The 18598-nt window shown below is 62.9% G+C and carries 18 protein-coding genes; 12 read left to right on the forward strand and 6 right to left on the reverse strand.

Annotated elements, in window-relative coordinates:
• Nucleotides 1–224 precede the first annotated feature (224 nt).
• From EOC94_RS17020 to EOC94_RS34585, 4 genes are read right to left on the reverse strand one after another with little or no spacing between them, the layout of a single operon-like run.
• On the reverse strand, nucleotides 225–815 hold the full coding sequence (locus EOC94_RS17020) for a DUF447 domain-containing protein (protein ID WP_127291959.1): 591 nt from the start codon (nucleotides 813–815) through the stop codon (nucleotides 225–227).
• Nucleotides 816–818: 3 nt separating this feature from the next.
• Entirely contained in the window at nucleotides 819–2213 is a 1395-nt protein-coding gene (locus tag EOC94_RS17025) for a DUF6513 domain-containing protein (protein WP_127291961.1), read from the reverse strand.
• Nucleotides 2206–2757 carry a flavoprotein gene (locus EOC94_RS17030; protein WP_126105428.1) on the reverse strand — a complete coding sequence of 184 codons (552 nt, stop codon included), beginning with the start codon at nucleotides 2755–2757 and terminating at the stop codon, nucleotides 2206–2208. The genes EOC94_RS17025 and EOC94_RS17030 overlap by 8 nt, the downstream gene beginning before the upstream one ends.
• 3 nt (nucleotides 2758–2760) lie before the next feature.
• Complete coding sequence (locus EOC94_RS34585) at nucleotides 2761–4587, reverse strand: (5-formylfuran-3-yl)methyl phosphate synthase (protein WP_127291964.1); 1827 nt, start codon at nucleotides 4585–4587, stop codon at nucleotides 2761–2763.
• Between the two features lie 222 nt (nucleotides 4588–4809).
• Here EOC94_RS34585 and EOC94_RS17040 point away from each other — a divergent pair, with 222 nt between their 5' ends.
• The 6 genes from EOC94_RS17040 to EOC94_RS17065 all read left to right on the forward strand — a co-directional run bounded on the left by EOC94_RS17040 (nucleotide 4810) and on the right by EOC94_RS17065 (nucleotide 10008).
• Nucleotides 4810–6060, forward strand: a complete 1251-nt coding sequence (locus EOC94_RS17040) for an ABC transporter substrate-binding protein (protein ID WP_127291968.1) — start codon at nucleotides 4810–4812, stop codon at nucleotides 6058–6060.
• Between the two features lie 67 nt (nucleotides 6061–6127).
• The gene (locus tag EOC94_RS17045) at nucleotides 6128–7054 is read left to right on the forward strand and encodes a YVTN family beta-propeller repeat protein (protein ID WP_185928266.1); all 927 of its coding nucleotides are present in this window, start codon (nucleotides 6128–6130) and stop codon (nucleotides 7052–7054) included.
• A gap of 94 nt (nucleotides 7055–7148) precedes the next feature.
• Nucleotides 7149–7610: a hypothetical protein gene (locus tag EOC94_RS17050; RefSeq protein ID WP_245461557.1), complete on the forward strand. Its 462-nt coding sequence runs from the start codon at nucleotides 7149–7151 to the stop codon at nucleotides 7608–7610.
• A gap of 138 nt (nucleotides 7611–7748) precedes the next feature.
• Complete coding sequence (locus tag EOC94_RS17055; protein WP_245465591.1) at nucleotides 7749–8501, forward strand: ATP-binding cassette domain-containing protein; 753 nt, start codon at nucleotides 7749–7751, stop codon at nucleotides 8499–8501.
• A gap of 35 nt (nucleotides 8502–8536) precedes the next feature.
• Entirely contained in the window at nucleotides 8537–9373 is an 837-nt protein-coding gene (locus EOC94_RS17060; protein WP_185928267.1) for an ABC transporter permease, read from the forward strand.
• A complete protein-coding gene (locus EOC94_RS17065) occupies nucleotides 9373–10008 on the forward strand; it encodes a hypothetical protein (protein ID WP_127291976.1) in 636 nt (211 codons plus the stop codon). Before EOC94_RS17060 ends, EOC94_RS17065 begins: the two co-directional genes overlap by 1 nt.
• Before the next feature lie 27 nt (nucleotides 10009–10035).
• Here the strand turns inward: EOC94_RS17065 and EOC94_RS17070 are convergent, their stop codons facing one another.
• The gene (locus EOC94_RS17070) at nucleotides 10036–10236 is read right to left on the reverse strand and encodes a hypothetical protein (RefSeq protein ID WP_095489019.1); all 201 of its coding nucleotides are present in this window, start codon (nucleotides 10234–10236) and stop codon (nucleotides 10036–10038) included.
• Between the two features lie 257 nt (nucleotides 10237–10493).
• On the reverse strand, nucleotides 10494–11435 hold the full coding sequence (locus tag EOC94_RS17075; RefSeq protein ID WP_095489018.1) for a LysR family transcriptional regulator: 942 nt from the start codon (nucleotides 11433–11435) through the stop codon (nucleotides 10494–10496).
• Nucleotides 11436–11557: 122 nt separating this feature from the next.
• Between EOC94_RS17075 and EOC94_RS17080 the strand changes: the two genes are divergently transcribed.
• Genes EOC94_RS17080 through EOC94_RS17105 form a run of 6 tightly spaced genes read left to right on the forward strand, consistent with a single transcriptional unit; the run spans nucleotide 11558 to nucleotide 18592 of the window.
• Nucleotides 11558–12604: a class 1 fructose-bisphosphatase gene (locus EOC94_RS17080; protein WP_095489017.1), complete on the forward strand. Its 1047-nt coding sequence runs from the start codon at nucleotides 11558–11560 to the stop codon at nucleotides 12602–12604.
• Nucleotides 12605–12609: 5 nt separating this feature from the next.
• Nucleotides 12610–13482 (forward strand): phosphoribulokinase, encoded by an 873-nt coding sequence (locus EOC94_RS17085; RefSeq protein WP_127291979.1) that lies wholly within the window; start codon nucleotides 12610–12612, stop codon nucleotides 13480–13482.
• Nucleotides 13483–13492: 10 nt separating this feature from the next.
• The gene (tkt, locus tag EOC94_RS17090) at nucleotides 13493–15514 is read left to right on the forward strand and encodes a transketolase (RefSeq protein ID WP_127291982.1); all 2022 of its coding nucleotides are present in this window, start codon (nucleotides 13493–13495) and stop codon (nucleotides 15512–15514) included.
• Between the two features lie 30 nt (nucleotides 15515–15544).
• A complete protein-coding gene (fba, locus tag EOC94_RS17095) occupies nucleotides 15545–16624 on the forward strand; it encodes a class II fructose-bisphosphate aldolase (protein WP_127291985.1) in 1080 nt (359 codons plus the stop codon).
• Nucleotides 16625–16660: 36 nt separating this feature from the next.
• Nucleotides 16661–18139 (forward strand): ribulose-bisphosphate carboxylase large subunit, encoded by a 1479-nt coding sequence (locus EOC94_RS17100; protein WP_164547299.1) that lies wholly within the window; start codon nucleotides 16661–16663, stop codon nucleotides 18137–18139.
• Nucleotides 18140–18157: 18 nt separating this feature from the next.
• Nucleotides 18158–18592 carry a ribulose bisphosphate carboxylase small subunit gene (locus EOC94_RS17105; RefSeq protein ID WP_095489012.1) on the forward strand — a complete coding sequence of 145 codons (435 nt, stop codon included), beginning with the start codon at nucleotides 18158–18160 and terminating at the stop codon, nucleotides 18590–18592.
• The last annotated feature ends 6 nt before the right edge of the window (nucleotides 18593–18598 follow it).

Below are 18598 nucleotides of genomic sequence, written 5' to 3' on the forward strand. Positions count from 1 at the left end.
AACCGAGCCGCGGGCGATGTTGAACGCCAGTGGATGTTTGGAAGGCCTCGCAAGATTTCAAGGTCCACTTTTCGAGCAGTTAGCTTGTCAGCTGCCAGTCCGCTCCCGGCCCCGCTCCGGTCATCGTGCATACCGGGCTCAATGACCGCAAAGGGTCGAACACCGCCGTTTGAGATCAGCGCCACCGCCACCGTGAACGCTTCCTCTGCTTCAGCATATCTCGTTCACCCCCGCGCATCCTCGCCGCTGGCATCCTCGCCCGACAGGTGATCGCCGACGCGCTGCATCAGCCAGCCCCAGGCTTCCTTTTCGCCCTCGCCCGCGGTTTTTTCGATGGCGATCGAAAGATAGGCGATTTCCGCCTCGATCTTTTCGCGCGGCAGCATGCCGAGCCGGCTGACCAATATGGCCAGTTCCAGCACCGCCGCCTTGGCGCGGTTGAAGCCGGTGAACGGCGCATGCGTTTCCTCCCGCACCACCCGGCAGAAATGGCGAGGTCGCATAGCGTCGTCATCGACACTCTCGACTTCGAGGACCGAATGCGCGAGCGCCGCCTCAAGCCGCGGCACCGCAAACCCGTCAACCGCAACGGTTGGCCAATGTTTGCGGCCGGTCAGGCAACCGGCAAAGATGCGCACGTCGTCGGTGTAATTGGCGATGGCGAACGGCACTTCGGCGAGATTGTCGAGCGTCACCGACGGCCGGAACGGCGCGATGACCCAGCCGTCCTTCTCGGCGATGATGCCGATCGGCGCGATGTGGACGTCGCCGGTCTTGTTGACGGTGGTGATGATCGATTCTCTGATATAGGGCATGGTTTAGCGCTCTTTCTTCGCGCGAAGCGTGTGGCCCGCTTCCGCAAGGCGGGTGCGGTCGGTTTCGGGAGCCGGCGCGGCAACGCCCCATGCGAGCGGCTCGTCCTGCACATAGCGCTTGCCGAGGCGCCACGCGATCTCGGCCTTCATCAGTTCGGCGCCGAGATAGAATGCGTGCGCGCCATCGGCCTCAACGCCAAGCCCGGCAAAGAGTTCGAACGCATCCGTGGCAACCGCATGCCCCTTGCCGTTGAAGACATGGATGCCGTCCTCGGCGGTCATGATGCGGAAATTGGTGTCGCGCACCTCTGCCGCCAATGCATCGATATCCCCGGTCGAGGCCGTGAACGGCTTGCGGTCGTGAACCTGCAGCAGCCCCGGATGGTAACTCCGCGGCAGCGCACCGTCGTTCTTCGCGGCAAACAGGATGCGGCGGGCAATATCGTGCTCCTCGATCGTTCGCAGCGTGTGCGGGCTGACATGCACGGCAAGCACGTTTCGGATCTGAAGTTCCGAGCAGAGCCCGGCCAGAACGGCGGTAACGCCGGAACTGTCGGCATCGGTCAATTCGGTGAGATTGCCGGTGCCCATCAGCAGCTCGACCTCGGACCAGCGGCGGCGCGCCTCGATGAAGCGCCCGAGTGAGGCGGCAAAGCCGAAATGGATCGGGTCGAGCACGGGATCGGCGATGAAGGCGATACCGGCCTTTTGCGCCGCTTCGATGGCCCGTCCGAGCGAATCCAGGTCGCCGGGCGTGGACGGGATCAACACCGGCACGGCCTTGTGGTCGAAGGCCAACGGCAGCGTGTTCTCATCTAGGCTGAGAAGGTAGTCGGCACCGGCGCGTGCGCCGATCGAAAGCTCGTCCGTGCTGGCCGAATCGACACTGACCAGAAACCCCTGTGCCTTCAGTTCAAGCACGGCCTTTTCCAGCAATGGAAACGGCGTTTCCGGCAGGCAGCCGATATCGATGACATCGGCGCCGGCCGCAGCCAGCATCCGTGCCCTCGCCACCAGCGCCTCGACCGACAGCATCGGCGCATCGACGATTTCGGCGAAGATGCGCATGTCGTGACGCGAAAGGTCGGGCGGGACGCCCGCCCGGCCGAGAAAGGCCGGCAGATCGGCGATCTCGTCGGGGCCGCGTACAAAGGGAACGCCGAAATGGCTCGACAGATGCTCGATGTCCCCGCGATAGCGGCCGGGCAGGATGACGCGGTCGGTGCCGCCGGTCAGGGTGAGCCGCCGCTTGATGATGTCTTCGCTCATCAGCGCCGCGACCTTGACGCCGATATCGATGATCTCCCACGCAAATTCGGTTTCGCCCAACCCGGCCAGCAGCCTTTCCAGCCGGACCTTGGCCAAATGACCGGTAAGAAAGGCCAGCCGCTCAGCCATGGCTTGCGAGTTCGGCGTGGCGCCGTCTGACCGAGGCTTCGAGTTCGGCGAGCGACTCGACCACCTCGGTCCGCTCGAAACTCTTCAGCTGGTTGGTATTCTCCAGGTCGATGCTGCGCGGATAGACCTTGACCAGACCGTGCGGCGCCATGGTCTCGAGTTCCGGCGCGGTGTCGCAGGCAAAGACGATGGCTGGCACCCGGCATTTTCCGGCCTGGGCAAAGACGTTGGTGGCGAGCGTGTCGGAAATGCCGTGCACGCATTTGGCGACCGTGTTGGAACTGGCCGGCGCCACCACGACCGTGTGATAGACACCGTGATAGAATTCGCCGACCGGGATCGCGCTCGCCGTCTTGTCGTGCAGCACGCGCGTCGTCTCCGGGAAATCGAGCTTGAGCTTGTACATGCGCAGCACTTCGTTGGCGGCTTTCGACACGAAGACATCGCAATGCTCGAGTTGGTGAATAAGTGCGAAGCTCTCCGTAAAAAAATGACCGGAACCGGTCAGAACCCATGCCCAGCGCGGCGTATGCAGCTTCGCCATCGCCTACCCTGCTTTTCTTGCCGGCCGGATCGGAGCCGCGATCGCGATGCCGGGCAGATCGCCCGACGCGAGCAGCGCCCCGGCCTCGGCGGCATCTTTCGGGCCGGCGAGATGGAAATCGACACCGTTGGGCAGCATGGCGGCGAAGCCGGCGTCGACGATGCCTCTGGCCGTCAGGCCGTCGATAGTGTCGCTGCCGAAGAAAGCGCCGGTTTGCTTGATCAGGAGCAGCGCCTTCGCGCCGAGCTTGCCGGCAAGCCAGGCGGCAAGGGAATCGGAAGTCATGTCCCAGGAAGCCGGAATGTCCGGCGCCGGCAGAGCCAAGGACGACGGTAGCCACACCGGGACCTTCCCTTCATCCAACGCTCGCACCATTTCGTCCAGCGACCGTGCCGGCACCAGCCTTTCATGCCGGTCGAGGATGACCTGGCCGAACTGCTCCATGGCGAGGATCGCCATGGCGTGGGCAGCGGTGTCGGAAAAATCCATGTAAATCTGGCTCTCTCGCACCTGGTCGGCAAACTGCCCGCCGCCAGGCACGATCACGATGGGCAGCCTGGAGCCTGCCAGCGCCGCGATCCAGTTCTCCATTTCCGCCGCACGGGCCGTGCTGCCGCCGAGCTTGACAATGGTTGGCCTGATGACCTCAGGCCTTTGCTGTCGCGGCTGGGAAACAGCGCTTTGGTCTTTTCGGCCGGCAGGGCCGGAGGCAACGCCGCGGCCTGCCGCTTGGCGCTTGCGCTCGATCTCGACGCCGACGCCGCCTGGGCCGAGTTCGAGTTTTTCCACCCTTACCGTGACGCGCACCACACGCGGGTTCTCCAGAATATACGTCGCCACCTGCTCGGCCAGCGCCTCGCTAAGCTGGATATGGCCTCGCGCGACGATGGTGCGAATGCCGTCCATGATGATGTCGTAGGAGAATACATGGCGCATGTCTTCGGGATGATCGGTGACCTGCAGCACGTCGGCGGTCACGTCGAAACGCACCTTTTGTGTATGGCCGTGCTCGAAGCTGTAGGCGCCGATCTGGACCGGCAGGACAAAGTCCCGCACGAAGATCTTGTCCGTGCCCAGTGTCGGGTCGGTGCCGGGCGAATAGCCCCTCGCCGCCAGCAGGCGGTAGTCGACGCTCGACGGGCCGCCGGCCCGGGATTCTTGCGGTACCAATTCGCGGATCTGCGAAACCGCCTCGGCGCTGATCGAACCCGCGCGGCCGGCGTCGCCGCACAGCGCCCCGCGAAAACCGAGAAAATCGGGCGCGAAAGGCAACAGGCGCGGAATGTCGGGGGCTTCCAGCGATCCGCTCAGGCCAACCATCAGACCAAGCGATTTCGCTCGATCGATGAACCCCGGGATACGCTCGGGCGGCAGATGGTCGAGCAGCCGGCCGTCTGCCTTGTTCGCGGTATCGACCAGCGCGCCATGGAAGCGATGTTTGGCAAATATCGGCAAAAGCTCGAAATCCGGCGCCAGATCGGCGAACAGCACGGCGATCAGCTTCGTTCGCGCGGCGAGCGGCGCGAGCGCCTCCGCACAAGCGGCGGCATTTGCCGACGGAAAGAAGCCTATCTTGACGTAATCGACGCCGGTCGCAGCGATCTCTTCGGCCTTGGCGCGGATCGTTTCGGGTTCCATCGGCAGATCGCCGCAGACCGCGCTGACCGGCGCCCGGCCGGCGATGAACGAGGTGGCCTGGCCAATGATTTCGGTGGGTACCGCCCCAAGGGCACCGGCTTTCGGATCCTTGAGGTCTATAATGTCGACGCGGCCTGAGAGCGCGATCTCCGCCTCGTCGACGCCGGTGACGCTGGCCAGCATTCTGGTCATTGGACTTTCTCCGGCATGAGGGACAGGACACTCTCGGGCCCGAATACCGAAATCCGCCCAGTTGCCGTTCCGGCGACAAGGCATGACACTAAAGCAGACGCGATAAGTCCACTTTCGGGGTTTGATAAATTTTGCCGGTCAGCTAAGCTCATCATGGGCACCTTGACTTCGCGCCGGTCCGACAACAATCGGACTTTAGCGCAAGAACGGGTAATTTTATCGATGACGAGCGCGGTGCCGGGCACTCTCGCGGCCTTTTTGTGCTTTTTTTCCCTGAGCGTCAACGTTCCGGGCGCGCTGGCCCAGGAAGCGACGGGCGAGCAACCGACCGCAACGGCCAAGCCGGAAAAAAAGCTAACCGAAATCAAGATAGGCTATTTGCGTGCGTATGCGCCGCAGCTGGCCTTGTCGGTGCTCGACGTCCCGCCGCGCGATGAAGGTGTTGCCGGCGGCAATGTGGCGATTGCCGACAACAACACGACCGGCAGCTTCCTCGGCCAGAAATTCAGCCTCGACGTGACCGAGGTAAAGCCGGACGCGGACGTCGTTCCGGCCTTCCAGGACATGATCGCCAAAGGCGACCGCTACGTGGTCGCGGACCTCTCGGCCAGGCAATTGCTGTCGATCGCCGATCTTGCCCGCGACAACGGCGTGTTGATTTTCAATGCCGGCGCCACCGACGACAGTCTTCGCGAGGAGGAATGCCGCGCCAACATCTTCCACACCATCCCGACGCGCAGCATGCTGGCCGACGGGCTGGCGCAATATCTCATCTGGAAGCAATGGCGGAGCTGGGTGCTGATCTACGGCTCGCACGAGCGCGACCAGCTTTTTGCCGAGGCGCTACGTCGGGCGGCGACGCGCTTCGGCGGCGAGATCGTCGGCGAAAAGGAATTCAAGGACACCGGCACGGCACGGCGGACCGATTCCGGCGTCGTCCAGATCCAGCGGCAGATGCCTGTCTTCACCCAGGACCTGCCGGAGCACGATGTGTTGCTGGTCGCCGACGAAAGCGAGGTGTTCGGCACCTACGTGCCGTTCCGCACCTGGATTCCGCGGCCGGTCGCCGGCACCGCCGGCCTCACCCCGTCGGCTTGGCATCCGGCCAGCGAGCAATGGGGCGGCACCCAGATCCAGAACCGCTTCGCCAAGGCAAACGGCCGCCGCATGGTGTCGAAGGATATGGCGGCATGGACCGCGGTGCGCATCCTCGGCGAGGCGGCGACCCGCACCCAGGGCGCCGACCCGCGGAAGATGGCCGACTTCATCCGCTCCGAGGATTTTTCGATCGCCGCCTTCAAGGGGCAGAAACTGACCTTTCGTAAATGGAACCAGCAGTTGCGGCAGCCGATCTTCCTCGGCGACGGCCGATCGGTCGTCTCGACATCGCCGCAGGAAGGTTTTTTGCACCAGGTGTCGGAGCTCGACACGCTCGGGGTCGATGAGCCGGAAACAAAATGCGTGCTTAAGTAGAGCCAATTGGGAGGGAATTTCAGTGCACAGAGGAGCTTATGCGCTCGCCATTCTGGCGACCGGCTTCATGACCGATCCGGCGTCGGCCTATATGGCCTATGTTTCCAACGAGAAAGACAACACGATGAGCGTCGTCGACACCGCGACGATGCAGGTGGTGAAGACCGTCAATGTCGGGCAGCGTCCGCGCGGCATCACCATCTCGCATGACGGCAAGCACGTCTATCTCTGCGCCAGCGACGATGATTCCATCGAGGTGATCGACACGGCAACCCTGGAGATCGTCGATACCTTGCCTTCCGGGCCCGACCCGGAGCTCTTCGTGCTCTCGCCTGACGGCAAGACGCTCTACGTCGCCAATGAGGACGACAATCTCGTCACCGTTATCGACATAGAGGGCAAGAAGGTGCTGGCCGAGATCCCGGTCGGCGTCGAACCGGAGGGCATGGGCATCAGCCCGGACGGAAAGACCATGGTCAACACGTCGGAAACGACGAACATGGCGCATTTCATCGATACGTCGTCCCACGAGATCACCGACAACGTGCTGGTGGATGCGCGTCCGCGCTTCGTCGAGTTCACGCCCGACGGCAAGCAGGCCTGGGTGAGTGCCGAGATCGGTGGCACGGTTTCGGTGATCGACAATCAAACGCGCGAAGTCGTCCAGAAGATCACTTTCGAGATTGCCGGCCTGAGGGCAGAATCCATCCAGCCGGTAGGTGTGCGCATCACCGCCGACGGCAAGAAAGCCTATGTGGCGCTCGGACCGGCCAACCGCGTCGCGGTGGTCAATACCGAGACATACGAGGTCGAGAAATACGTGCTGGTCGGCCAACGCGTCTGGCAGCTCGCCTTCACCCCGGACCAGAAGACCATCATCTCGACCAACGGTGTGTCGAACGACATCACCTTCATCGACGTGGCGACCGACGAGCCGGTGCAGTCGGTGACCGTCGGCGCGCTGCCGTGGGGCGTCGTCGTCTCGCCTAATTGAATCACCCCCATTGAATCAAACAGGCAGAAAAACAGCAGAAGGGCAGGAAATCATGCGGAAATTTCGGGTAGTCGCTTTCGCGGCGTTGGTGGGCATGGCACTCACGCAGGGCCATGCCTGGGCGCAGGACAACGACGGCGATGACGATGACGCGGCCGCCAGTGCGGCCACCAAGACGGATGCCAGTCCCGGAGCCGAGAAGGCAACCCGGGCCAGCAAGGACGTGCCGGAACTTATCCTCGGCAGCAAGGAAGACCAGTTCACCGCCAACCAGAAGGACTTCCAGCTGATCGCCGGCCAGGGCTATCGTTGGAAGATCACCGCGGCGGGCGGGCTGGAGTACAAATTCCATACCGACCTGTTCCGCAATGTGTGGAACAACCAGATCGTCATCAACGACCTCGAGGTGCACATGAACGGCGCACCCGCATGGCTCGAATTCGACGCTGACGGCACCATCCAGGTCCAGTTTACCACCGTGCGGCCCGGCATCTATACATGGTCGGTGCCCGATCTCGCCGACAAAGGCATGAAGGGCACGATCACCATCAAGTAGGGTCACCGGAAAGCAGGACTGCGCGGGTCCGGTGCGCCAGACTCCCGGTGTGCCAGACTCCCGGTGTGCTAGACTATTGTCGACGACAGGGAGCGAGCCGGCGTGCAGCATGTGAGGACAAGCGGACCAGGAGAGGAGGTGGCGGCGCTCGATGTCGCCGGCGTCAGCCATTCCTATGGTTCGAAGCGGGCGCTCAACGACGTGTCATTCTCAATCGCGCCGGCGACGTTCACCGTTCTTCTCGGCCTCAACGGCGCCGGCAAGACAACTCTGTTCTCGCTGATCAGCCATCTTTACGACACGCGCCGCGGATCGATCCGCATCTTCGGCCACGACGTCAGCCGTGCTTCGGGCGAAGCGCTCCGGCGTGTCGGCATCGTGTTCCAGGCCCGCACGCTCGACCTCGATCTCAGCGTCCACCAGAACCTCTCCTACCATGCCTCGCTGCATGGCATCGGAGGACGCGAGGCCCGGCAGCGCATTGCCGCGCTGCTCGATATTGTCGACATGCCGGGCCGGCAGCATGACAAGGCTCGCAGTCTTTCCGGCGGCCAGATGCGGCGCATCGAGATCGCCAGGGCGCTGCTCCATCGCCCTGCCCTGCTGCTGCTCGACGAGGCGACCGTCGGTCTCGACATCCAATCGCGTGCCGGCATTCTCGCCACCATTCGCAAGCTCGTCGAAACCGAGGGCATTGGCGTGCTGTGGGCGACGCACCTGATCGATGAGGTTGAAGACGGCGACCATGTCGTCGTCTTGCGGCAGGGCGACCTGGTCGCCAAGGGCAAGGTGGCCGATGTCGTCAGGACAAGCGGCGCCGGTTCGATCCGCGACGCCTTTTCGAGGCTCAGCCGCATCGAGGCAGCCGGCGCTGCGGAGATATCGCCATGAGCGCTCCCGCAATGCCCGAAAAAGTCGCAGGCGTCATGCCGGTGAGGTTCGAGAAATTCGGCCTCGGCCACTATCTCATTTGCCTCAAAGGCGTCGTCCTGCGGGAGTGCCTGCGCTTCCTGCACCAGCGCGAGCGCTTCATATCCTCGCTGGTTCGGCCGCTCATCTGGCTGTTCATTTTTGCCGCCGGATTCCGGCAGGTGCTCGGCGTATCGATCATCCCGCCCTACAAGACCTACGTGCTGTACGAGGTCTACATCACGCCGGGCTTGTGCGGCATGATCCTGCTGTTCTCGGGCATGCAGTCTTCGCTGTCGATGGTCTATGACCGCGAGATGGGCAACATGCGCACCCTGCTGGTCAGCCCCTTCCCGCGCTGGTTCCTGCTGGTCTCGAAGATGCTCGCCGGTGTCGCCGTATCGATCGCGCAGGTCTACGCATTCCTGATCGTTGCCTGGTTCTGGGGCGTCAAAGGCCCGCCGCTCGGCTATCTCATGGTGCTGCCGGCGCTGTTCCTGTCGGGCATGATGCTTTGCGCGCTCGGCATGCTTTTGTCCTCGATGATCAAGCAGCTCGAAAACTTCGCCGGCATCATGAACTTCGTCATCTTTCCCGGCTATTTCGCGTCGCCGGCGCTCTATCCCTTGTGGCGCATCCAGGAGGCGAGCCCCCTGCTTTACAAAATCTGCCTCGCCAATCCGTTCACCTATGCGGTCGAACTGATCCGCTTCGCCTTCTACGGCCAGATTGACTGGCTGTCTCTGGGCGTCGTTGCCGGCTGCACACTGCTGTTCCTTGCCGCCGCCATCATCGCCTACGACCCTTCGCGCGGCCTGATAAGCCGGAAACAGGACACGGGAGGAAATACCTGATGGCACGAATGAGCCTTGTTCGCAGCCTGGCTGTGGCTGCCATGCTCGCGCCGAGCATGAACGCCAGGGCGGCGGCGAACAACGATCCGGACTGGCCTTGCATACAGCGCAAGGTGCCGCAGCTCTCGCTCGGCCAGATCTGGAACGGGCCGGAGCTTCCTCCCGCTGCGAAGGACCTGTCGAAGGACCCTGCCGTCTCCGCCCTGGTCGAGGAGGTGGCAGCCCGGCGAATGCCGATTGCCGAAGCCCAAAAGAAGATCAGGGATTTCGCCGCATCGTTGCCGGCCGAGCAGCTTGCGCCGAAAATGGCGATGCTGGTGCAAGGCATGTTCGATCATATGGACACTGAGCGTTCGCACGTGATCTCAGGCATTTCCCGCTACGCCCACAAGCAGCTCGAAATGGCCGCCGCGTTGCGCAAGGAAGCGTCCGACGTCGATGCGCTGCGGGAAAAACCCGATGCAGATCCCGACGAGGTCGAACGGCGAACCGAACAGCTGAAATTCGCAACGCGAATTTTCAACGAACGCGTCCAATCGCTGACTTACGTCTGTGAGGTGCCGACGATCATCGAGCAGCGGCTATATCAACTGTCCAAGGCCGTCTCGGAAACGCTCGCCGCGAAGAAGAATTAGAACCTCATTCGATCTTCGCGGCGGATCTCACGATTCCCGGCCGGGCAGCACGCGCCAGCGCCGCACGAAATAACCGGGATGCGTCTCGATCCACTGGGCCACCAGCGGCTGCGCCTGCATGAAGGCGGTCCCGGGATTCATCGCCAGGCCGTCCACCATCTGTTCGCGTTGTTCACAGGTCTGCGGCATATCCGTCAGGCAGACCATCATAACGAGCGTGTAAAGCATTACCCCTTGTCCCCATCGAATTCCCGAACCCCATGCCCGGGAGGTTTCCGAAATACCGACCAGTCTGCAGGGGTCGCACATACAGATCGCTTACGGGTGGAAAGGACGTGGCCCCTGTTCTTTCGCACTGCAACATAACATATCGCTTATCTAACGCCAACGATCGCCGGGCGTTCTCCACTCCCTTCTCGGGGCTATCTCGCGATCTCTGGCGTTTGGTATGTCGGTCGTTCAGGTCGAGTTCCGCCCGTCCAACGTCATCCCGCTCTGGTCTGCGGATAGAGCTTGCCGAACAGGGGCAGGTACATCGCGCCCTTGCGCATCAGGAAATCGTGGAACGTCGCCATGGCCGGCGAGATCGCGTGATCGCTGCGCATCACCGAAAACCATTGCCGGCGGATCGGCATGCCGACAACGTCGAGGATGACCAGCCGGCCGGCTTCGGTTTCCGCGGCGATGGTGTGGGCAGAGATGAAGGCGATGCCGAGCCCGGCCATCACCGCCTGCTTGATGGTCTCGTTCGAGCCCATCTCGACGCCGAGATCGTCGATGCGGCCGGGCACGTCGCTCAGGAATATTTCCAGCGAGATGCGCGTGCCGGAGCCGGGCTCGCGAATGAGGAAATGCTCTTCGGCGATCCGCTCCTTGGATATCTCGCGTGCCGACGCCAGCGGGTGGTCGGGCGGCGCAATGATGACCAGCGGGTGATCGCCAAACACCGAGGCACGCACCGGGACCTCCTTCGCCGGGCGTCCCATCAGCGCAATGTCGATGTCGTGGTTCTTCAGCCTGTCGATCGTTTCGGCGCGGTTGCCGATGGCAAGCCGCATGTCGATGTCGGGATGCTCCTTCATGAAGCCGGCCATAAGCCGCGGCGCGAAATATTTGGCGGTGGAAACGACGCCGAGCCTCAAGCTGCCGATGCGCACGCCCTTGATCGCATCCATCTTGTCTTCGAGCAGGCGAAGCCGCTCCTCGATCGCCTGCGCCGTCTCGACGAAGGCCAGGCCTGCGGCAGTGGGACGCATGCCGTCCGACGTCCGGTCGAACAAGGCCAGTTGGAACTCCTCCTCCACTTGCCGCAACTGAATTGTCACCGCTGGAGGAGACAGGCCTAACACCTTGGCTGCACTGACGATTTTCCCGTGGCTGATGATTGCTTGGACGGTCTTGAACTGCTTGAGCGTGAGGTTTCTCATATGCCATACTAAAATTTTTTTACTGCGAAAGTAAAGTTATTGAATTTTACTTATCATACACCGTTTGTTTTCATTCCCCAATCCGGCCGATCCGAGGAGATGCGGTTGGATGGGAGGTTACAATGCCAGCGGCAACGCTCGACGCTTTTCTGAATTCCTATCTCGGTCAGCCGGACGAGCTGCGCTCCGCGGTCGTTGCGACTGTCCGCCAGTTGACGCAGGCCGCAACCAAGATCCGCAACACCATCAATCAGGGGGTGCTCGGCACTGCCTTTGCCGGGACCCGCGGCGCCAATGCCGACGGCGACATCCAGAAGGACCTCGACATCTTCGCCGACGACATCTTCCTCGACGCCATGCGCCACGCTCCGGTCGCGCTCTACGCCTCCGAGGAACTGGAGCAGCCGGTCCTGCTCGACAGCAAAGCGCCTCTCGCCATCGCCATCGACCCGCTCGACGGCTCCTCCAACATCGACACCAACGTATCGATTGGAACGATTTTCTCGCTCCTCCCTGCAACTGGCGCGCCGGACGGAAATCCGGCCGCCTCTTTTTTGCAGGCAGGCGTGAACCAGCTGGGCGCCGGCTTCTTCATCTACGGGCCGCAGCTGGCGCTGGTTCTGTCGCTCGGCAGCGGCACGCATGTCTTCGTTCTCTCGACCAGGCTCGGCACCTTCGTCCAGGCCTACGAGAGCCGGATCATCCCGCAGCGCACCCAAGAGTTCGCCATCAACGCCGCCAATTACCGGCATTGGGACGAGGCGGTGCGGCTCTACATCGACGATTGCCTCGAAGGTATCGAAGGCCCAAGAGAGAAGGATTTCAACATGCGCTGGATCGCCTCCCTGGTCGCCGACTGCTACCGCATATTGATGCGCGGCGGTGTATTCCTGTATCCAGGCGACAAGCGCAAGGGTTATCGCCAGGGACGGCTGCGCCTCGTCTATGAGGCCAACCCGATCGCCTATCTCATCGAGCAGGCGGCCGGTGCCGCCACCGATACGATCACCCGCATCCTCGAAATCGAACCCGAGAGCCTGCATCAGCGCGTGCCCGTGGTGTTCGGATCGGCGCGGGAAGTCGCGCGCATCACCCGCTATCACACCGAGCCCAGCGCCATCGGCGAGCGTGCGCCGCTGTTCAGCCGCCGCGGCCTGTTCAGGGCCTGAGCACCATGTCGGCAAAGCACCCCATCATCACCATCACCGGGTCGTCGGGCGCAGGCACCACCTCGGTCAAGCGCATCTTCGATCTGATCTTCCGGCGCGAGAATATCGAAGCCGCCTTCATCGAAGGAGATGCCTTTCACCGCTACGACCGCGCCACGATGAAGACAAAGGTGGCCGAGGAGGAGAAGGCGGGCAATCCGAACTTCACCCACTTCAATGCCGAAGCCAACGAACTCGCGATCCTCGAAGAGGTGTTTGAGGAATATGGCCGCCGGGGAACCGGAAAGACCCGCACCTACATCCATGACGAGGAAGAGGAGAAGCAGTACGGCACGCCGCCGGGACATTTTACCGAATGGCGCGAATTCCCTCCGAGCGACCTGCTCTTCTACGAGGGCCTGCATGGCTGCGTCGTCACCGACAAGATCAACCTCGCCAAGCACGCGGACCTCAGGATCGGTGTGGTGCCGGTCATAAATCTCGAATGGATCCAGAAGATTCATCGCGACCGCGCAACGCGCGGCTATTCCACCGAGGCGGTGATGGACGTGATCCTGCGCCGCATGCCGGACTATGTCCGCTACATCGTCCCGCAATTCTCGCAGACCGCCATCAACTTCCAGCGCGTGCCGATCGTCGACACGTCCAACCCATTCATCGCGCGCTGGATTCCGACGCCTGACGAATCGATGCTGGTCATCCGCTTCGCCAATCCCCGCGGCATCGATTTCCCCTACCTGCTCTCGATGATCCACGACTCGTTCATGTCGCGACCGAATTCCATAGTGGTGCCAGGCAACAAGCTCGACCTTGCCATGCAGCTGATCCTGACGCCGCTCATCCTGCAATTGATCGAACGCAAGAACCGTGTGTCGTGAGGAGGACGCCATGAACAGCCAAGCAGCAGCATTGAAGCCCGTCGCCGCCGTCTCGGAGCGCGACATGGCGAACGCCATTCGCGCACTGGCGATGGACAGCGTCCAAAAGGCCAATTCCGGCCATCCGGGCATGCCGATGGGCATGGCCGATGTCGCGACGGTGCTGTTCAGCCGCTTCATCAACATCGATCCGTCGGCGCCCAACTGGCCCGATCGCGACCGCTTCGTGCTTTCGGCCGGGCACGGCTCGATGCTGCAATATGCGCTGCACTACCTGCTCGGCTTTGAAGACATGCCGATCGAGGAATTGCAGCGGTTTCGCCAGCTGGGCAGCCGCACCGCCGGACATCCCGAATATGGCCATGCGCTCGGCATCGAGACGACGACCGGCCCGCTCGGACAAGGCATCTCGACCGCCGTCGGCATGGCGCTGGCGGAGCGTATGCTTGCTGCCCGCCATGGCGCCGATCTCGTCGACCACTATACCTACGTGATCGCCGGCGATGGCTGCCTGCAGGAAGGCATCAGCCATGAGGCGATCGACCTTGCCGGTCACCTGAAGCTCTCCCGGCTGATCGTCTTCTGGGACGACAATGCGATCTCGATCGACGGACCGACGTCGCTGTCGACATCGATGGACCAGCCGGCACGGTTCAAAGCCGCTGGATGGCACGTCCAATCGGTGGACGGCCACGATATGGAAGCCGTCGCTGCGGCAATCGAAGCAGCGCAGCAGTCGAGTCAACCATCTCTGATCGCCTGCCGCACAGTGATCGGCAAGGGCGCGCCCAATCTGGGCGGCTCGGAGAAGACGCATGGCGCGCCACTGGGCGATGCGGAGATCGCCGCGACGCGCGAGAACATCGGCTGGACCTACGCGCCGTTCGAGGTGCCGGACGACATCCTTTTCACCTGGCGCGAAATTGCCGAGCGCGGGCAAGCGGCGCGGCGCGCCTGGGAGCAGCGGCTTGCCGCCTCGCCGCGGCGCGAGGCCTTCGAGAGCGCGATCGCCGGCAACCTGCCCGACGCGGTCTTCGAAGCGCTCGGCGCTTTCCGCAAGGAGCATGCCGAGAAGGCGACCAAGGTTGCCACGCGAAAAGCCTCCGAAATGGCGCTCGGCGCAATCAACGCCGCAACCGACCTGACCGTCGGTGGCTCCGCCGATCTGACGCATTCGAACCTGACGATCACCAAGGGCATGGATCGCATAGCGCCTGATGACTATGCCGGCCGCTACATCCACTACGGCATCCGCGAGCACGGCATGGCCGCGGCCATGAATGGCATCGCACTGCATGGCGGCTTCGTGCCTTATGGTGGCACGTTCCTGTGCTTTGCCGACTATGCGCGCGGCGCGATGCGGCTCTCGGCGCTGATGGGCCAGCGCGTCGTCTATGTGATGACGCATGATTCCATCGGTCTCGGCGAGGACGGCCCGACCCACCAGCCTATCGAGCATCTGGCGATGCTGCGGGCGACGCCGAACCTCAACGTCTTTCGTCCGGCCGACATCATCGAAACGGCGGAGTGCTGGGAACTGGCGCTGAAGAGCAAGAACCGGCCGAGCGTGCTGGTGCTCTCGCGCCAGAACCTGCCGATGCTGCGCCAAGCACACAGCGACGAGCCACACAGCGATGAGGACCGGTCGAGCCAGGGCGCCTACATCCTGCGCGAGCCGGCCGAGCACCGCGCCGTGACGCTGATCGCCACCGGCTCGGAGGTCGAGATCGCCGTTGCCGCCGCCGAACGGCTGGAGACCGAGCACGGCATCGCCGCCGCGGTCGTCTCGATGCCGTGCTGGGAGCTTTTCGAGGAACAGGATGCGGACTACCGGAAGTCCGTCCTCGGCTCGGCGCCGCGCATTGCCGTCGAAGCCGCGGCGCGGCTCGGCTGGGATCGCTGGATCGGCGACACCGGCGCTTTCGTCGGCATGGCCGGTTTTGGCGCCAGCGCCCCTGCCCCGGATCTTTACCGGCATTTCGACATCACGCCCGAAGCCGTCGCCGCAGCGGCGCTGAAGCTCATCATCTAGCCCAACTTCCGCAGCTAAGAGGACCCGACAATGGCCCGCATCACCCTTCGCCAGCTTCTCGACCATGCCGCCGAGCACGGCTACGGCGTTCCGGCATTCAACATCAACAACATGGAACAAGGCCTTGCCATCATGGAGGCGGCCAAGGCCTGCGACGCGCCGGTCATCATCCAGGCCTCACGCGGCGCTCGCTCCTATGCCAACGACGTCATGCTGGCCAAGATGATGGAGGCGTTGACCGAAATGCATCCGGCCATTCCGCTATGCATCCATCAGGATCACGGCAACAACGAAGCCACCTGCCTTTCGGCGATCCGCCACGGCTTCACCTCGGTGATGATGGACGGGTCATTGATGGCGGATGCCAAGACGCCGGCGAGCTACGACTACAACGTCGCCATCACCGAACGTGTCGCCCGCATGGCGCATTGGGTCGGCGCTTCCGTCGAAGGCGAGCTCGGCGTGCTCGGCTCGCTGGAAACCGGCCAGGGCGAGGCCGAGGACGGCCATGGCGCCGAAGGCGCGCTTTCCCACGACCAGCTTTTGACCGATCCCGATCAGGCGGTCGACTTCGTCACCGCCACCCAGGTCGACGCGCTGGCGATTGCCTGCGGCACCTCGCACGGCGCCTACAAATTCAGCCGCAAGCCCGACGGCGGCATCCTCGCCATGCAGGTGATCGAGGCGATCCACGAAAAGCTGCCCAACACGCATCTGGTCATGCATGGCTCTTCCTCCGTGCCGCAGGAACTGCAGGACATCATCAACAAATATGGCGGCGAGATGCCCCAGACGTTTGGCGTTCCGGTCGAGGAGATCGAGCGCGGCATCCGCTACGGCGTGCGCAAGGTCAACATCGACACCGATTGTCGCATGGCCATGGCCGGGCAGTTCCGCCGCGTCGCGACGGAGGATCCGCGCGAGTTCGATCCGCGCAAATTCCTGAAACCCGCCATGGACGCCTTGCGCGACCTTTGCCGCGATCGCTTCGAACGCTTCGGCACCGCGGGCAACGCCTCGAAGATCAGGGTAATCGCCATGGACGAGATGGCGAAACGTTACGCCGCGGGAAAGCTCGACCCGCAAATCGCAACCGCGAAAGCCGCCTGAGCGGCAACCAGGAGACCTGTCATGAACAAGATCGACATGCCGTCAGCGGGCACGCTCAAGGAAGGCAGCGAACGCTACAAGTCGGGCGTCATCCCCTACAAGAAGATGGGCTATTGGGAGCCGGACTACCGGCCCAAGGAGACCGACCTGATCGCCATGTTTCGGATCACGCCGCAGCCCGGCGTCGACCACGAGGAGGCGGCCGCCGCCATCGCCGGTGAATCCTCGACCGCGACATGGACCGTGGTGTGGACCGACAGGCTGACCGCCTGCGAGCTCTACCGCGCCAAGGCGTTCAAATCCGAGCCGGTGCCGAACACAGGTCCCGGCACCAAGACCGAGCAGCAGTACTTCGCCTACATCGCCTACGACCTCGACCTGTTCGAGCCGGGCTCGATCGCCAACCTGACGGCATCGATCATCGGCAACGTGTTCGGCTTCAAGGCGGTCAAGGCCTTGCGGCTCGAGGACATGCGCGTTCCCGTGGCCTACCTCAAAACCTTCCAGGGCCCGGCGACCGGCATCGTGGTGGAACGCGAGCGGCTCGACAAGTTCGGCCGGCCGCTGCTCGGCGCGACGACGAAGCCGAAGCTTGGCCTGTCAGGCCGCAATTACGGCCGCGTCGTCTACGAGGCGCTGAAGGGTGGCCTCGACTTCGTCAAGGACGACGAGAACATCAACTCGCAGCCCTTCATGCACTGGCGCGACCGCTTCCTCTACTGCATGGAGGCTGTGAACAAGGCGTCCGCCGCCACCGGCGAAGTCAAGGGCCATTATCTCAACGTCACCGCCGGCACGATGGAGGAGATGTACGAGCGCGCCGAATTCGCAAAACAGCTTGGCTCCTGCATCGTCATGATCGACCTCGTCATTGGCTACACGGCGATCCAGTCAATGGCCAAATGGGCACGCCGCAACGACATGATCCTGCACCTGCACCGCGCCGGCAACTCGACCTATTCACGCCAGAAGAACCACGGCATGAATTTTCGTGTCATCTGCAAATGGATGCGGATGGCCGGCGTCGATCACATCCATGCCGGCACGGTGGTCGGCAAGCTGGAAGGCGACCCGCTGATGATCAAGGGTTTTTATGACACGCTGCGCGAGGAGCGCACGCCGCAGAACCTCGAAACCGGGCTGTTCTTCGATCAGGACTGGGCCTCGCTCAACAAGGTGATGCCCGTCGCCTCGGGCGGCATCCATGCCGGCCAGATGCACCAGTTGATCCATTATCTCGGCGAGGACGTCATTCTGCAGTTCGGCGGCGGCACGATCGGCCATCCAGACGGCATCCAGGCCGGTGCGACGGCCAATCGCGTCGCGTTGGAGGCGATGATCCTCGCCCGCAACGAGGGCCGCGACTATCTGCGCGAAGGGACCAAAATCCTCGAACAGGCGGCCAGATGGTGCACGCCGCTGAAGGCGGCCCTGGAGACCTGGAAGGACGTCACTTTCAACTACGAATCGACCGACACGGCCGACTTCGTGCCAACCGCAACGCCCAGCTTCTAGACGAAAGGAACCGTCGCCATGATGACCAATCCGGGAAACAAGGTCACGCAGGGACAGTTTTCGTTCCTGCCCGACCTGACCGATGAGCAGATTTCGGCGCAGATCAAATACGCGCTGAAAAACCACTGGGCGGTCAGCGTCGAGTACACGGACGATCCGCATCCGCGAAACACCTATTGGGAAATGTACGGCAACCCGATGTTCGACCTGAAGGACCCGGCGGGCATCCTGCTTGAAATCAACAATTGCCGGAAAGCCATGGCCAACATGTATGTCCGGGTCACCGCCTTCGATTCGACCAAGGGCTGGGAAGCGCCGCGCATGTCGTTCATCGTCAACCGTCCGCCCAGCGAACCCGGGTTCCGGCTGCTGCGCCAGGAGCGCGACGGCCGCAGCCAGGGCTATTCGATCGTGCCTTATGCGACCGACAGGCCCGAAGGCGAGCGGAGCTAGGCGAAA

This window comes from Mesorhizobium sp. M6A.T.Ce.TU.016.01.1.1 (assembly GCF_003997065.1).
Taxonomy (GTDB): Bacteria; Pseudomonadota; Alphaproteobacteria; order Rhizobiales; family Rhizobiaceae; genus Mesorhizobium; species Mesorhizobium mediterraneum.

Excerpts from the sequence above, each read along its gene's own strand:
- EOC94_RS17020 (WP_127291959.1), bottom strand. The coding sequence starts at position 815 with ATGCCCTATATCAGAGAATCGATCATCACCACCGTCAACAAGACCGGC.
- EOC94_RS17025 (WP_127291961.1), bottom strand. The coding sequence starts at position 2,213 with ATGGCTGAGCGGCTGGCCTTTCTTACCGGTCATTTGGCCAAGGTCCGG.
- EOC94_RS17030 (WP_126105428.1), bottom strand. The coding sequence starts at position 2,757 with ATGGCGAAGCTGCATACGCCGCGCTGGGCATGGGTTCTGACCGGTTCC.
- EOC94_RS34585 (WP_127291964.1), bottom strand. The coding sequence starts at position 4,587 with ATGACCAGAATGCTGGCCAGCGTCACCGGCGTCGACGAGGCGGAGATC.
- EOC94_RS17040 (WP_127291968.1), top strand. The coding sequence starts at position 4,810 with ATGACGAGCGCGGTGCCGGGCACTCTCGCGGCCTTTTTGTGCTTTTTT.
- EOC94_RS17045 (WP_185928266.1), top strand. The coding sequence starts at position 6,128 with ATGACCGATCCGGCGTCGGCCTATATGGCCTATGTTTCCAACGAGAAA.
- EOC94_RS17050 (WP_245461557.1), top strand. The coding sequence starts at position 7,149 with ATGGCACTCACGCAGGGCCATGCCTGGGCGCAGGACAACGACGGCGAT.
- EOC94_RS17060 (WP_185928267.1), top strand. The coding sequence starts at position 8,537 with ATGCCGGTGAGGTTCGAGAAATTCGGCCTCGGCCACTATCTCATTTGC.
- EOC94_RS17065 (WP_127291976.1), top strand. The coding sequence starts at position 9,373 with ATGGCACGAATGAGCCTTGTTCGCAGCCTGGCTGTGGCTGCCATGCTC.
- EOC94_RS17070 (WP_095489019.1), bottom strand. The coding sequence starts at position 10,236 with ATGCTTTACACGCTCGTTATGATGGTCTGCCTGACGGATATGCCGCAG.
- EOC94_RS17075 (WP_095489018.1), bottom strand. The coding sequence starts at position 11,435 with ATGAGAAACCTCACGCTCAAGCAGTTCAAGACCGTCCAAGCAATCATC.
- EOC94_RS17080 (WP_095489017.1), top strand. The coding sequence starts at position 11,558 with ATGCCAGCGGCAACGCTCGACGCTTTTCTGAATTCCTATCTCGGTCAG.
- EOC94_RS17085 (WP_127291979.1), top strand. The coding sequence starts at position 12,610 with ATGTCGGCAAAGCACCCCATCATCACCATCACCGGGTCGTCGGGCGCA.
- tkt (WP_127291982.1), top strand. The coding sequence starts at position 13,493 with ATGAACAGCCAAGCAGCAGCATTGAAGCCCGTCGCCGCCGTCTCGGAG.
- fba (WP_127291985.1), top strand. The coding sequence starts at position 15,545 with ATGGCCCGCATCACCCTTCGCCAGCTTCTCGACCATGCCGCCGAGCAC.
- EOC94_RS17100 (WP_164547299.1), top strand. The coding sequence starts at position 16,661 with ATGCCGTCAGCGGGCACGCTCAAGGAAGGCAGCGAACGCTACAAGTCG.
- EOC94_RS17105 (WP_095489012.1), top strand. The coding sequence starts at position 18,158 with ATGATGACCAATCCGGGAAACAAGGTCACGCAGGGACAGTTTTCGTTC.